The 13,233-nt window shown below is 42.1% G+C and carries 15 protein-coding genes; 8 read left to right on the top strand and 7 right to left on the bottom strand.

Features of this window, described 5'->3' with window-relative positions; translation table 11 throughout:
- On the top strand, positions 1–198 hold the full coding sequence (locus tag G327_RS0114265) for a hypothetical protein (protein WP_019615469.1): 198 nt from the start codon (positions 1–3) through the stop codon (positions 196–198).
- A 10-nt stretch (positions 199–208) separates the two neighbouring features.
- Here G327_RS0114265 and G327_RS0114260 read toward each other — a convergent pair whose 3' ends face one another.
- On the bottom strand, positions 209–1,279 hold the full coding sequence (locus G327_RS0114260; RefSeq protein ID WP_019615468.1) for a tyrosine-type recombinase/integrase: 1,071 nt from the start codon (positions 1,277–1,279) through the stop codon (positions 209–211).
- Positions 1,280–1,386: 107 nt separating this feature from the next.
- Here G327_RS0114260 and dusA point away from each other — a divergent pair, with 107 nt between their 5' ends.
- Positions 1,387–2,379, top strand: a complete 993-nt coding sequence (gene dusA / locus G327_RS0114255) for a tRNA dihydrouridine(20/20a) synthase DusA (protein ID WP_019615467.1) — start codon at positions 1,387–1,389, stop codon at positions 2,377–2,379.
- A 52-nt stretch (positions 2,380–2,431) separates the two neighbouring features.
- Positions 2,432–3,028: a DUF4136 domain-containing protein gene (locus G327_RS0114250; RefSeq protein WP_019615466.1), complete on the top strand. Its 597-nt coding sequence runs from the start codon at positions 2,432–2,434 to the stop codon at positions 3,026–3,028.
- 67 nt (positions 3,029–3,095) lie between these two features.
- Here the strand turns inward: G327_RS0114250 and panM are convergent, their stop codons facing one another.
- From panM to gpmM, 4 genes are all read right to left on the bottom strand, one after another.
- A complete protein-coding gene (gene panM, locus G327_RS0114245; protein WP_019615465.1) occupies positions 3,096–3,518 on the bottom strand; it encodes an aspartate 1-decarboxylase autocleavage activator PanM in 423 nt (140 codons plus the stop codon).
- Positions 3,519–3,533: 15 nt separating this feature from the next.
- On the bottom strand, positions 3,534–4,343 hold the full coding sequence (locus G327_RS24775) for a divergent polysaccharide deacetylase family protein (protein ID WP_019615464.1): 810 nt from the start codon (positions 4,341–4,343) through the stop codon (positions 3,534–3,536).
- A gap of 24 nt (positions 4,344–4,367) precedes the next feature.
- A complete protein-coding gene (locus G327_RS0114235) occupies positions 4,368–5,585 on the bottom strand; it encodes a murein hydrolase activator EnvC family protein (protein ID WP_019615463.1) in 1,218 nt (405 codons plus the stop codon).
- A gap of 97 nt (positions 5,586–5,682) precedes the next feature.
- Complete coding sequence (gene gpmM, locus G327_RS0114230) at positions 5,683–7,212, bottom strand: 2,3-bisphosphoglycerate-independent phosphoglycerate mutase (RefSeq protein ID WP_019615462.1); 1,530 nt, start codon at positions 7,210–7,212, stop codon at positions 5,683–5,685.
- 225 nt (positions 7,213–7,437) lie between these two features.
- On the opposite strand from gpmM, the gene G327_RS0114225 reads away from it, so the two are divergent.
- The 5 genes from G327_RS0114225 (at position 7,438) to G327_RS0114200 (ending at position 10,965) form a co-directional block, all read left to right on the top strand.
- Entirely contained in the window at positions 7,438–7,866 is a 429-nt protein-coding gene (locus G327_RS0114225; protein WP_026339367.1) for a rhodanese-like domain-containing protein, read from the top strand.
- Between the two features lie 3 nt (positions 7,867–7,869).
- Entirely contained in the window at positions 7,870–8,121 is a 252-nt protein-coding gene (gene grxC / locus G327_RS0114220; RefSeq protein ID WP_019615460.1) for a glutaredoxin 3, read from the top strand.
- 65 nt (positions 8,122–8,186) lie between these two features.
- Positions 8,187–8,672, top strand: a complete 486-nt coding sequence (secB, locus tag G327_RS0114215) for a protein-export chaperone SecB (protein WP_019615459.1) — start codon at positions 8,187–8,189, stop codon at positions 8,670–8,672.
- 25 nt (positions 8,673–8,697) lie between these two features.
- Positions 8,698–9,702, top strand: a complete 1,005-nt coding sequence (gene gpsA / locus G327_RS0114210; RefSeq protein WP_019615458.1) for an NAD(P)H-dependent glycerol-3-phosphate dehydrogenase — start codon at positions 8,698–8,700, stop codon at positions 9,700–9,702.
- A 342-nt stretch (positions 9,703–10,044) separates the two neighbouring features.
- Positions 10,045–10,965 (top strand): hypothetical protein, encoded by a 921-nt coding sequence (locus G327_RS0114200; RefSeq protein ID WP_019615456.1) that lies wholly within the window; start codon positions 10,045–10,047, stop codon positions 10,963–10,965.
- A gap of 69 nt (positions 10,966–11,034) precedes the next feature.
- On the opposite strand, the gene asd is transcribed toward G327_RS0114200, so the two are convergent.
- Positions 11,035–12,147 (bottom strand): aspartate-semialdehyde dehydrogenase, encoded by a 1,113-nt coding sequence (gene asd / locus G327_RS0114190; RefSeq protein ID WP_019615454.1) that lies wholly within the window; start codon positions 12,145–12,147, stop codon positions 11,035–11,037.
- A 196-nt stretch (positions 12,148–12,343) separates the two neighbouring features.
- Entirely contained in the window at positions 12,344–13,174 is an 831-nt protein-coding gene (gene nadE, locus G327_RS0114185; RefSeq protein ID WP_019615453.1) for an ammonia-dependent NAD(+) synthetase, read from the bottom strand.
- Between the last annotated feature and the right edge of the window lie 59 nt (positions 13,175–13,233).

Below are 13,233 nucleotides of genomic sequence, written 5' to 3'. Positions count from 1 at the left end.
ATGCCGCTTAGTAAATCATCATTAAAAGAAAAATTCGAAACAGAGTTAAAAGCCCAGGGCTTTGTACTTGAGGGAGAGTTTGCGATGACCAGTAAATTTGCTGAAGCCTTCGCGAATGCGGTTGTTGATGAAATAACCGAAAATGCATTGGTTCCTGTTACTTCGGGGAGTTCTGCTGGTAATTATAAAGTGACTTGATTTATTTGCTTTATTCTTTAAATTTTTCATGAAGTTTATGCGGAAACAGTTGTGTATAAACCTGCCAGAGAATATTCAAATTACGATGACCGGTTACCTGTGCTACCTCTTCAATAGAATAACCTTTTTCAAATAATTGGCTTGCTCCTTCACGCCTTAAATCATGATAACGCAAATCTTCAATGCCTAGCTCATTGCGAACGCGCTGAAAGCCTGCTGTTACGCTGCGAGAATTATAAGGGAATATCAGGGCATTGCTTTTTTCTTGTTGTATTATAATGTCGAACGACCCCGCTAAAAGAGGCACTATCATATGGTTACCCTCTTTTTTACGTGGATCTTTTCTATCGCGTACGGTAATGGTTTTATGCCCTTCGTTTAAATCATCCCAACGCAGTGCACAGACTTCACCAATACGCATGCAGGTAAGAATGCTAAAATCAAGAATATCAATAAACGGAATTCGTATTTGCCCATTCGCGCGTGTATTTTGGCGCTTAAGTAATCCTTCTTTTAATCGCTCAATTTCATCTGTAGTAGGGCGTCTGGTACGCTTGTTACTTTTGCCTACTAATTTCATATCGATAAGCACCGGCACGGCCTCTTCAAATATTTCGAAGTTGGCTTTTATATCAAAAACGGGTAGGGCTTTTTTCATCACCGAACGTAAATAGGCAATATCATGATAAATCGTTTGAGGCTTGGCTCCTGCAGAGAGTCTATTTTTACAATGTTCGATAATGTCACTGGTTTTGAGTGAGTCACTTTGGATGTTTGCTATATCGCAGTCACGGAGCATCTTGATAACGTATTGTTTGGTTCGGCCAGTACCGTCCCACAAAAAACGATCATCTATAAATGTATCGATTAACTGCCCAATAGAGCACGTTTTATGTTTATTAACGCCGAACTCTTCTAGTTCAGCAGTTTTGTTTTTTCCCCACGTCCGAGCCAATTCTTTCTTTTTGAAAGTCTTTGCTTCTCTGTGTATGATTGAGCCGTTCTTTTTTACAACCACAGTTGTTTTAAAGCGAGCTTCACCGCTTGCTAATGTACGAGTTTGTATCGAAAACGATGCCATTTGTCCTACTCCTTTGAGGCGTACTTAAGGCGTACTGTAGAACGAAATTGAACGTAATTCAACGCAATTCAGCGCAGAACTAGCATATAGAAAAGTGAGTTAAATTAATGCCAAACCCAGTAACAGCCCATGTTTACCCGTCAAACCGCTTTTCCATCGCACCGATGCTGGATTGGACTGACAGACACTGTCGGCATTTTCATCGTGTTATGAGTAAAAATACACTGCTGTATAGCGAGATGGTTACAACGGGGGCTATTTTATACGGTAAAGGTGATTACCTGCAGAAAGGTGAAACTGAACACCCCGTAAGTTTACAGTTAGGCGGCTGTGCACCGGTGGATCTCGCTAAGGCTGCATTAGCCGGTAAAGAGCGTGGTTTTGATGAGATCAATCTGAATGTCGGCTGTCCGTCAGATCGCGTGCAGAACGGGCGTTTTGGTGCCTGCTTGATGTCGGAAGGTGAGTTAGTTGGTGATGCGGTTAAAGCGATGTCCGATGCAACGGGACTTCCTGTTACGGTTAAAACCAGAATCGGCATTGATGAACTTGATTCCTATGAGTTTTTGTGTGATTTTATTGAAAAAGTGCATGCTAAAGGCTGTGATACTTTTATTGTTCATGCGCGTAAAGCGTGGTTAAGTGGTTTAAGCCCTAAGCAGAACCGTGATGTACCGCCGCTGGATTATGAGCGTGTTTATCAGCTGAAAAAAGATTTTCCGCAGCTGACCATTGCGATTAACGGCGGCATTAAAACTTTAGATGAATGTGATGAACATCTGCGCCATTTAGACGGTGTGATGCTCGGGCGTGAGGTTTATGCTAACCCGTATCTGTTAAGTTCGGTAGATCAGCGCCTGTTTAACGGGCAGGAAAAAATACTAACGCGCTTTGAAGTATTAGAAAAAATGTACCCGTATATTGAGCAGCAGCTTAGTAATGGATCATATATAAATCATATTGCGCGTCATATGTTAGGATTATTTCAAGGATTACCCGGTGCTCGAGCATGGCGCCGCCATTTAAGTGAAAATGGTCACCTTCCCGGTGCCGGTATTGAGGTCATGGAAAAGGCCGCCTCATTTGTTATTGAAGAGTAATTAAATTTTATAGTCAGCGGCTTGGCTATATTTACCCTGGTTGGAGACAGACATGAAAAAGTTCGCTTTATTAGTTAGTGTATTTGTATCATTGTTTAGCCTTTCCGGCTGCAGTGTTTCAACGCCAGAGGCTGAAATACAAGAAAAAGCAGAGGAGCGTTTAACGATAGTCAGCAGCGGTAAACCGCAGGAAGTTTTACCTGCCTTTACTAGTTTCACTTGGAATGATGAATATACTCGCGTTTTATCTGACGTAAATGACAGTAATGAAAAAGAAATTCAAGCGCATATCCGCAGTGAAATTATTCGCTATTTAAAAACCAAAGGGTATGTATATCAGCCGGACCCGATTCAAGCCGATGTGGTTATCGGATTTTTATTTGCATTAGAAAGTGATGTTGCAGATCAGACGATTGTCGATAAGTTCGGCCTGCTGCCAGGTTTGAGCAATAAACCATTTGAGAATACCCGTTATGAAAAAGGCACATTACTGCTGACGGTTTTAGATACTGAATTACGTCAGGTTTACTGGCGCTCTGCCATGCAGGGGCTGGTTGATTTAGAAAAAGATAAAAATGATAAAAGTGCACAGCGTATGCAGAAAGTCCTGCATTATATGCTGGGAAGTTTCCCGCCGGCGGGACGATAAGTCTGGTGTATTTATAAGAAAGTCGCAGTTATTGCGGCTTTCTTATTTAAGAAGTAAGCAAAGTGCTTTATAGGGTCTTTGTAAAAACACTGTCACTTAGCTGATAACCGACGGCCTGCATAAATAAAGTTAATCCCTGCTTTTCTGCTTCCGGTATTTCCTTTAAAGACATGCTGATCATACTTACCTGCTCGCTTTTCAACTGCTTTTCGACTTCTCTTAATAAGTTTTTAGCGATACCGCGGCGGCGGGTAAGATCTCGAACGGATAATAAACTTAATTGAGCCTGATGTTCTGTTACCTGTATCTGCAGGGCACCAAGGTGACGCTCGTTAAACAGGGTTACATAGAATTGAGTTTGCTCATTTTCAATAAGAGCCTGCAGTGATTCCTGTGTAAGCTGTTCCGGGGGAAAATAACCTTGGTAAATCTTTGCAAGATCAATCAATAGTTGTGTTGAGCTTTCTGGTGAAAAAACAGATAAACGCATAATATGAACTCTTTTTTAATGTATTTGTATAGAAGGGCTGGTGACTGCCTGGTTATTTGCCTGTTGAAACTCTGATTTTTTCCGCTGCATTGCCAGGCGCTGAGTTTCTGGAATAAGCTGGTTAAGTGTTATTAAGTGCAGTCCATGCTCTGGTGTTTTAAATCTTTTCTGCAGAAACTTAATGGTTTCCGGGTACGGGTGAGCAATGATAACAACAGATTGTTTATTACGGCTTAGCTGGACTGCGCTCTGCAGCTGCTTTTCCATTGCCTGCTGTGTTTTTACATTATCTAAAAATACATGGCGCCTTAATGCTGGAATGCCCGAAATTTTGGCAGTACTTTCAGCAATAGTCTGTGCAGTGGTTCTGCTGTCCAGAAAATATAAACCTTGTGTGTGCAGTACTTCCATTACCCAGGACATAGGCTGTAACTGTTCAGTTAAAGAGCTTCCCATATGGTTGTTGACGCCCTGCACGTAGGGTAGGGTGCGTAGGGCGCGGTTTAGGGTTTCTTTAAACTCTTTTTCCTGCATATCCAGCATTAACGCCCCTTTTCCTAACATATCGTTATCAGCTTTAGCCTGCATCGGCACATGCAGTAATATTTCCCGCTCCTGCTGGTGGGCTTTTTCTGCTAACAGTTGAGCTTGAGGGGTGTACGGAAGAACAGAAAAAACAATCTCTTTCGGCAGCGAGAGTGCCTGAAAATCGTTTAAGCTGTTGCCCATATCATCCAGAACAATAGTGATAGTGCCTGTCTGTTGTGCAAAGCCCATGGGGCTCTGCATCAGAGACAGCAGGAAAATTAAGCTTGTCAGTCGCATAGTTACTTTAAATTACCTGTTCCGTTAGCGTCTGCGCTTTTCAAGCCATTTAAGCGGATCTTGTGCTTTGCCTTTATGGCTTAGCTCAAAGTACAGGCTGTTTTTATCTTGCCCGCCGCTGTGTCCGGCAAGGGCAATAGCGTCACCTTGGAAAACAACGTCGCCCGCTTTTTGTAATAATGTCTGATTGTAACCGTATAAAGTTATGTAATCGTCACTGTGGTCGATTGCGATAACCATGCCGTAGCCCTTGAAGTAACCGGCGAATAAAACCCGGCCGGTGGAAACGGCACGTACTTTTTCACCTTCGTTAGCCGCAATGGAGATACCTTTCCATTTTATCTGACTGCTGCGCTGGCTGCCGAACTTTGATAAAACCTGACCTCGAATCGGCCATTTTAACTTGCCTCGCTGCTGAGCAATACTCGAATGGCTTTGAGTTTCTGTTTTAGGTTTTAGTGTTTTTGTTGCTTTTGCTTTCGCCGCTGCTAGTTCTTTTTCCTGGCGGGCTTCGCGTTCTTTTTTAAGTTTGGCTTTTAAGTTTTTTTCGGCGTCACTCAGCTGCGCAAGACGCGCTTTCTGGTAACTAAGATCCTGTTTTAATTCCTGCAGGGCTTTGCTTCGTTCATTACGCTGCGATAATAATTTTTCTTTAGTGGTTTTTTGTTCTTGATACATTGTTTCTAAAGCAAGTAATGAATCAGCCTGCTCATTTTTATTTTTTTCCAGCTGCAGCTGTGTTTCCTGCAGTGATTTAATACTTTCTAAACGTGCTTTGTTGAGGTAATGGTAATAACTTTTTGCACGGATTATTTTGCTGAGATCTTCTTGATTCAGCAGCAGTTTGACTAAATCGTTTTGTCCGGCCATATAAGCACTGATAAGCTGCTGTTCAAGCAGTTTCTGCTGTTTAATTTTATCTTCCTGAAGAATGAGTGTCTGCGCTTTTAATTCTTTCAAGCGGACACCTTCAAGCTCAATAGACTCTTCAGTCTTCTGCACCTGCAGCGATGCTTCTGCTGTCTGCTGCTCTAGCGTTGCGACTCGATTCTCTAATGCTTTCTGTTCTTTAGTCTGCTGACTTTTGCTTTTTTTACTTTTTTTGATCTGTTTCTGCAGTGTTGTAAGGTCATTAGCTGCAAAACTATTTTGTATCGGCAGGGTGAATATAAATAACAAAAGAAAACAGTTAAGTAGTTTTTTTTGAATGCTGATATTTTTATTGATATGTATGCTATTCATTGATTTCTACACTTATTTTTCACAATTCAGTATTTAGAAATCTTACCCACTTTATCAATATAAGTTGAGTAAAATAACTAAATACTGAGTTATCAGACTATTTTAATGAAATAAGTGGTGTACCAGACATTTCTGCAGGGATTTCCATATCCATTAATTTTAACATTGTAGGTGCTATATCACATAAGCGCCCGTCTTTTGCCATTGTCGCTTCGCGTCCAACATAGATGAACGGCACTGGTAAGTTAGTATGTGCAGTATGAATACCACCCGTATCAGGATCGATCATCTGCTCTGCGTTACCGTGGTCAGCTGTGATTAAACATTCACCGCCCACTTCTTTTAGTGCATCAACAACCTGGCCGACACAACCATCAACAGCTTCACAAGCTTTAACTGCTGCATCGTATACACCGGTATGGCCGACCATGTCGCCGTTAGGGTAGTTACAGATGATGACATCGTATTTTGTACTCTTAATCGCAGCAACTAATTTTTCAGTTAGCTCTACAGAGCTCATTTCCGGCTGCATATCGTATGTTGCAACAGCTGGTGAGTTGATTAAGGTACGGTCTTCTCCGGCAAATTCAGATTCAACACCGCCGTTAAAGAAGAAAGTTACGTGTGCGTATTTTTCTGTTTCAGAAATACGCAGCTGTGTTTTATTATTGTCAGCTAACCACTGCCCGAGTGTATTGGTCAGTTCTTCACTTGGGAAAGCGGCTGGTGCAGTGATATCAGCAGCAAACTCAGTTAATGTAGCAAAGTGAATGTTTGGTGTAACAGTACGTTCGAAACCAGAGAAAGCCGCGTCTGTGAATGTATAAGTTAATTCACGTGCACGGTCAGCTCGGAAGTTTAAGAATAAAACGGCGTCGCCGTCTTGAATTGGTGCTTTGTCGCCAATGACAGTTGCTTTAACAAATTCATCATTTTCGTTACGTGCATAGGCATTTTCTAAACCAACCAGCGGGCAGTCTGCAGTAAATTCTGCTTTTGCCTGTGTCAGCAGGTTATAAGCTTCTTCAACACGTTCCCAGCGGTTATCGCGGTCCATTGAATAATAACGGCCCACTAAAGTCGCGGTGCGGCCTGCACCAACTTCAGCGTATTTAGCTTCGTATTTAGCCAGGGTGCCGGCTGCACTGCGCGGTGGTGTATCGCGGCCGTCCAGGAATGCGTGTACTAAAATATCTTTTGCGCCGCGTTTTGCAGCTAGTTCAATGGCTGCTACAATGTGTTCATCGTGGCTGTGAACGCCGCCTGGAGAAGCAAGACCCATAATATGTACGGCTTTGCCTGCTGCAACGGCTTTATCTACTGCTTCAACAAAAGTCGCATTGTCGAAAAAGTCACCGTCCATAATAGACTTAGTCACTTTAGTCAGATTCTGGTAAACAGTACGGCCGGCACCGATATTGGTATGGCCTACTTCTGAGTTGCCCATTTGACCATTTGGTAAACCAACATCCATTCCAGACGCTGAAATCAGCTCATTGGCGTAATCTTTACATAGTTGATCAAGTACTGGGGTATTAGCGTTAGCAACAGCATTGTCCGGCATGTTCGGGCGGTAACCCCAGCCGTCCATAATTAATAAAACAAGTGGTTTTTTAGCAGTAGTCATGTAGAGCCTCTTTGACATTAATGTTTAAAATTTAATGAGATGGATTTTACAACATTCATTCTCGTTGTCACTGAAAAAGCCTGTACACAGATCAATACAGTGTGAAATTAACTGAATTAATTCGTTTTCATCGCAATGAAAAAAGCCTAAGACTGTTCATCTGCATTTCACAAGGTATACTCAGTGCAAAATTTCCCTTAACTTTACAGAAGATGAACATAAATTATGCAAGAATATATAGATTTTTTTTCCGCTAACCCAATGTTGTCAATTGCCTGGGTTGTTATTGCCGCTATGCTGGTGCACAGCTTAATAAAAGATAAATTAAGCGGTGTAAAAAGTGTCACTACACAAGAAGCAACCTTGATGATCAATAAGCAGGATGCACTTATTATTGATGTTCGCTCTCAGGAAGATTACAAAAAAGGGCACATTGTTGACGCAAAAAATATAACTCTGTCACAAATTGAGCAAGGAAATTTCACAGGCATTGAAAATCATAAACAGACCCCCATTATAGTCGTATGTGAATCAGGTACTCGTTCTGCAAGTGCTTGTGCAAAGTTAGTTAAGGCTGGTTTTGTGCAGGTGAATAACTTGGTATCAGGAATGAGCGGCTGGTCATCTGCAAATTTACCAACAACAAAGAAATAAAATATGGCGAATGTAATTATATATACAACCGAGTGGTGCCCATATTGCACTCGGGCAAAAAAACTGCTGGATAATAAAAAAGTAAAGTACACAGAGATTAATGTCTCTAAGCCGGCAGTTCGCGCAAAAATGGTTGCATTAACCGGAGGAACAACCGTACCGCAGCTTTTGATTAACGATAAAGCAACGGGCGGCTGTGATGAGCTTTATGCTCTGGAACGAAGCGGTAAACTTGATAAATTACTAGAAAAATAATTGCCTAACAGCGATTATATCTAGATATAATATTTAATAATTAAAATAAACTTTAAAGGATCACCATGTCTGAACAACAAGCTAAATCACAAGAAATCGAATTCAATATTCAACGCATCTACACTAAAGATATCTCTTTTGAATGTCCGAATTCTCCAACTATCTTTAAGAAAGAGTGGGCTCCGGAAGTATCAATGGATATTGATACTAAAAGCACTAAATTAGAAGACGGTGTATTTGAAGTTGTTTTATCTTTAACTGCAACAGCAAAAGTCGGCGAAGACGTTGCTTTCTTATGTGAAGTTCAACAAGCAGGTATCTTCTCTGTTGGTCAGTTAGAAGGTGCACAGATGGCTCACTGTCTAAATGCATTCTGTCCTAATATTCTTTTCCCGTATGCGCGTGAAGCAGTATCAAGCCTGGTTACTCGTGGTACTTTCCCACAGCTTAACCTTGCACCTGTTAACTTTGACGCATTATTTCAACAAGCATTAGTAAGCAAGCAGGCTGAAGCGCAGAAACAGGCTGAAACAGCTACATTAGACTCTTAGTCTGAATTACAAAATAGGTATTTAAATGGCAGATAAAACAGCCATTACAGTCTTAGGGGCGGGGTCATATGGCTCCGCCCTTGCTGTATCTTTGGCACGCAATGGTCACCCGACTATCATCTGGGGACATGAGGCGGATCATATCGAACGCCTGCAGCAGGATCGTGAGAATAAAGAGTTTTTAGCAGGTGTGCTTTTTCCTGACTTATTAACTGCAGAAACTGATTTACAGGTCTGCTTATCTTCAACCCGCAATATTCTGCTGGTGGTCCCAAGTCACGTGTTTGCACTTGTTCTACAACAGATAAAACCCTTTTTAACACCTGAGCATCGCATTGCCTGGGCGACCAAAGGTCTGGAAGCTGAAACCGGACGTTTACTGCAGGAAGTTGCCGTGGACGTGTTAGGGGATGCTTACCCGTTAGTTGTACTTTCAGGACCGACATTCGCGATGGAAGTTGCAAAGGGGCTGCCTACCGCTGTTGCTGTTGCTGGAACGCAAGAGCAGTTTACTCAGGATATCGCCGGGCTGTTCCATAACGAAAGTAATTTCAGAACTTATATCTCAGATGATTTTACCGCTGTACAGTTAGGTGGGGCGGTTAAAAATGTGATTGCAATCGGCGCCGGTTTAGGTGACGGTTTAGGTTTTGGCGCGAATGCGCGTACTGCACTTATTACTCGCGGTTTAGTTGAGTTAACACGCTTAGGTGTGGCGCTGGGAGCGAAAGAGTCTTCATTTATGGGTATGGCCGGTCTAGGTGATCTTGTGCTTACCTGTACCGATAATCAGTCACGCAATCGCCGTTTTGGTCTGGCTTTAGGCCAAGGTAAGGGCATCGATGAAGCACAGATTGAAATCGGTCAGGTGGTTGAAGGTTACCGCAACACTGAAGAGGTTTATAATCTCGCTAAGCGTGTCGGTATTGAAATGCCTATCTGTGAGCAAATTTATTACGTACTGTATCAGGGAAAAAGCGTAAAAGACGCCGCTATGGATCTGCTTTCCCGTAGTAAAAAAGGCGAGTAACGGCTCCCTTGTCGTAAATAAGCCTGTTTTGTGAATGTAAAGCCGTTTAAATCTTATTGAGCGGCTTTTTTATTACTTGCCCGTCCCCTGTCGCTCTTTTCTTCTATATCGATACTGCTGCTGCACAGCCTGTCTACAGTGAATTTATGCCTCAATACAGCGGCTTTAATTTGTCTTTTATTTAGCTTAAATGACCGCTTCTTTTTGCTCCCGCCGCTCATACTTAAGGGGTATCAAAAATAGTTTCTTTTGTTTGTTAACAGATTCAAAAGAGTTTGTAATACAGTTGTCTGGTAACCGGTGGAATAGTTGCTTACTATTTGATAGTTAAGGAGAAAGAAGATGAAATCATTGTTTATAAAATCATTACTGGCGATCCTTCTGCTGACCGCTTCATCGAGCAGTGCGCTTGCCGGCGGTAAACCGAAAGGTAAACCCTTTGTTGCTATCCAGGATCAGATCGTTGTTGTGGAAGGGGCGATCAGCTCTCTGGAAGAACAGGTCGAACTGCTTGTTGCTGAAGTTGATACGATAGAAGAACGTGTCGGTGCTAATGAAATGGCCGTTGTCACTCTGCAGAATCAGAATATGGCGTTAGGTTTATTGGTTGAGCAGAATATTAGTGATATTACTGAGATTCTTTCAAGGATTGAGATGCTGGAGTTTGAAAATGTTACCCTTAAGGATGATATTTTGGCCAATGCAGGCAATCTTGATTTGTTAGAGGCGCAGGTTAGTGCTAATGAGGCTGAAATATTGTCACTGCAGAGTGCTGTTATGTTAGTCAATAGCGATATGATTTCGCTTGAGCAGGGACTGCAGGGACAGATTGATAATAACTCGGATTTAATCGCTCTGTTAGAGGCGGAAACCGCCAGCATTAATACGCTGCTTTTGTTAAAGCAGAATATTATTAACGGCTCATGTCCGGATGGATTTGCAGTTTCTGAAATTCAGGAAGACGGCTCCTTAGTGTGTAGTAATATCGGTGCAGGCAGCGGTTATTACCTGCATACAGTCACAGTGCTTAAAAACTCCATGAATGTTAAGCCCGGGGGGACAGTTAAAGCCGGAACTAAATGTCATAATGGTTATGATGTGACTGGCGGCGGGTTTTCCAGTGCGGGTAATTTCTTAATCACGGATCTGCATTACGGGGCAAACGATATATCGGTGACAGGTAGAAATACCAGCAAATATACAAGTTCTTTTGTTACTGAAGCCAGATGCGCCATCATTAAACAGAGTGCCGTGCATAAATGATCAACAATGAAACAGCAGTAAAAAAGGCTTCTGTTAAAGAAGCCTTTTTATTTTACTTTGCGGGTTATCTTATGATTCCTGCAGAATATTGAGCATACGGCGCAGCGGCTCAGCAGCACCCCATAACAGCTGGTCACCAACGGTAAAGGCGCTGATATATTCAGGGCCCATTGTCAGCTTACGGATACGACCAACCGGTACACTTAAGGTGCCGGTTACTTTTGCCGGAGAAAGTTCCTGCGCTGTGATATCCCGCTCATTAGGAATAACTTTAACCCACTCATTATGTGAAGCTAAGATATTTTCAATTTCAGCAACTGAAACATCTTTCTTCAGTTTCATCGTGATAGCCTGGCTATGGCAGCGCATGGCACCGATTCGTACACATAATCCGTCAATAGGAGTCTGATTATCACTTGTGCCTAAAATTTTATTTGCTTCAACCTGCGCTTTCCACTCTTCTTTACTTTGTCCAGAAGGCATAGGTACATCAATCCATGGGATCAGGCTGCCGGCTAAAGGTGCGCCGAACTGCTCTGTTGGTAATGCATCACTACGAATATGCTCTGCAACCTGCTGATCGATTTCCAGAATCGCTGAAGCAGGATCTGCAAGCTTATCGCTAACAAGATCATGAATTGAACCCATCTGGCTGATCAGCTCTCGCATGTTGCGCGCGCCGGCTCCAGATGCCGCCTGGTAAGTATGCGGTGTTACCCACTCGATCAGGTCTTGTTCAAATAAACCGCCCAGAGCAATTAGTAATAACGAAACCGTACAGTTACCACCGACATAAGTTTTAATGCCGTCAGTTAAACCTTGTTTAATAACATCTCTATTAACCGGATCTAATACGATAATGCTGTCGTCTTTCATACGCAATGAAGAAGCTGCATCAATCCAGTAACCGTTCCAGCCGGATGCCCGTAGTTTCGGGTAAACTTCATTGGTGTAGTCACCGCCCTGACAGGTTACGATGATATCCATTTTTGCCAGCGCTTCAATTTCAAAGGCATCTTTTAATGTATCGGTTGGTTTTCCGATTTCAGGTGAAGCAAGACCCACTTGTGAGGTGGTAAAAAATACAGGCTCAATCGTTGCAAAATCATTCTCATCACGCATTCTTTGCATAAGCACAGAGCCAACCATACCGCGCCAACCAACTAAACCAACTTTTTTCATTTTCCGACCTTCCTTAATTTTTAAAAAGATAAAAGAGTATTCGGTTAATGATTAACCGAATTACGAATTTACCACTATCGGCTTTGTTATGGCTAGTGTTTTGATTGTTGTAGATGAATAAATAAGCCTATATGTTGTAAATTTTAGAAAATAAGGCTGAATTCCTGCATAAATATGCAGGAAGCCAGTGATTTTATTAATCGTAAATCGTTGGAATAGGTAAACGTTTGTGCTGAGTGCGTAGATAAATTGCAATTAACTTATCTTCAATCTCCTGCTTGATGCTTTTTCCTTCTAAAAAGTCGTCAATCTGATCGTAGGTCATGCCTAAAGCTATTTCATCTTCAAGCTGCGGCTGGTCTTCTTCTAAATCTGCTGTCGGGGCTTTTTCAACTAATAAAGCCGGCGCTCCTAAGTGTCTTGCTAATGCTCGTACCTGACGTTTGTTTAAACCGAATAACGGTGCTAAATCACAAGCGCCGTCACCATGTTTAGTATAAAAACCGGTGATGTTTTCAGCACTATGATCTGTCCCTACCACTAAGCCGCCGGTTAAACCGGCTATTTCATATTGTGCAATCATGCGCATACGCGCTTTAACATTACCTTTCACAAAGTCTATTTTAGATTTATCAGAAACAGCCAGGTCTGAATTTCGAAGTGCAGCTAAGGTGCTTTCATGTATGCCGTCTGCGCCGCTCTGGACATTAACACTAACAGAGTGAGAAGGTTGGATAAACTGCAATGCCAGCTGTGCTTCATCTTCGTCTTTTTGTACTGCGTAAGGTAAGCGTACGGCAATAAACTGATATTCTTTGTCTTTTTCTGTTTGATTAAGCTGCTCAACAGCCAGCTGGCATAAACGTCCCGCAGTGCTTGAATCGACACCGCCGCTAATGCCTAACACTAATGTTTTACAATGCGCCTGTTGTAATTTTTCTTTAATGAAATTAATACGTCTCTGGATTTCAGCTTCAATGTTTATGCTTGGTAAAACACGCATCTCTTGTAATATTTTTTGTTTCATGCACGGCCTATATTGCGGAGAAAAATTCTGTAGTGAAGATTATGGTGAATATCTGTTCT

Source organism: Psychromonas ossibalaenae ATCC BAA-1528, from assembly GCF_000381745.1.
GTDB classification, from domain to species: Bacteria; Pseudomonadota; Gammaproteobacteria; order Enterobacterales; family Psychromonadaceae; genus Psychromonas; species Psychromonas ossibalaenae.
Note: the sequence above shows the minus strand (reverse complement) of the source record. Positions and strands in the feature narration are given on the sequence as shown.

Bases quoted from the DNA above. Each gene is read 5' to 3' on its own strand.
- G327_RS0114265 (WP_019615469.1), top strand. From the start codon at position 1: ATGCCGCTTAGTAAATCATCATTAAAAGAAAAATTCGAAACAGAGTTA.
- G327_RS0114260 (WP_019615468.1), bottom strand. From the start codon at position 1,279: ATGGCATCGTTTTCGATACAAACTCGTACATTAGCAAGCGGTGAAGCT.
- dusA (WP_019615467.1), top strand. From the start codon at position 1,387: ATGCCAAACCCAGTAACAGCCCATGTTTACCCGTCAAACCGCTTTTCC.
- G327_RS0114250 (WP_019615466.1), top strand. From the start codon at position 2,432: ATGAAAAAGTTCGCTTTATTAGTTAGTGTATTTGTATCATTGTTTAGC.
- panM (WP_019615465.1), bottom strand. From the start codon at position 3,518: ATGCGTTTATCTGTTTTTTCACCAGAAAGCTCAACACAACTATTGATT.
- G327_RS24775 (WP_019615464.1), bottom strand. From the start codon at position 4,343: ATGCGACTGACAAGCTTAATTTTCCTGCTGTCTCTGATGCAGAGCCCC.
- G327_RS0114235 (WP_019615463.1), bottom strand. From the start codon at position 5,585: ATGAATAGCATACATATCAATAAAAATATCAGCATTCAAAAAAAACTA.
- gpmM (WP_019615462.1), bottom strand. From the start codon at position 7,212: ATGACTACTGCTAAAAAACCACTTGTTTTATTAATTATGGACGGCTGG.
- G327_RS0114225 (WP_026339367.1), top strand. From the start codon at position 7,438: ATGCAAGAATATATAGATTTTTTTTCCGCTAACCCAATGTTGTCAATT.
- grxC (WP_019615460.1), top strand. From the start codon at position 7,870: ATGGCGAATGTAATTATATATACAACCGAGTGGTGCCCATATTGCACT.
- secB (WP_019615459.1), top strand. From the start codon at position 8,187: ATGTCTGAACAACAAGCTAAATCACAAGAAATCGAATTCAATATTCAA.
- gpsA (WP_019615458.1), top strand. From the start codon at position 8,698: ATGGCAGATAAAACAGCCATTACAGTCTTAGGGGCGGGGTCATATGGC.
- G327_RS0114200 (WP_019615456.1), top strand. From the start codon at position 10,045: ATGAAATCATTGTTTATAAAATCATTACTGGCGATCCTTCTGCTGACC.
- asd (WP_019615454.1), bottom strand. From the start codon at position 12,147: ATGAAAAAAGTTGGTTTAGTTGGTTGGCGCGGTATGGTTGGCTCTGTG.
- nadE (WP_019615453.1), bottom strand. From the start codon at position 13,174: ATGAAACAAAAAATATTACAAGAGATGCGTGTTTTACCAAGCATAAAC.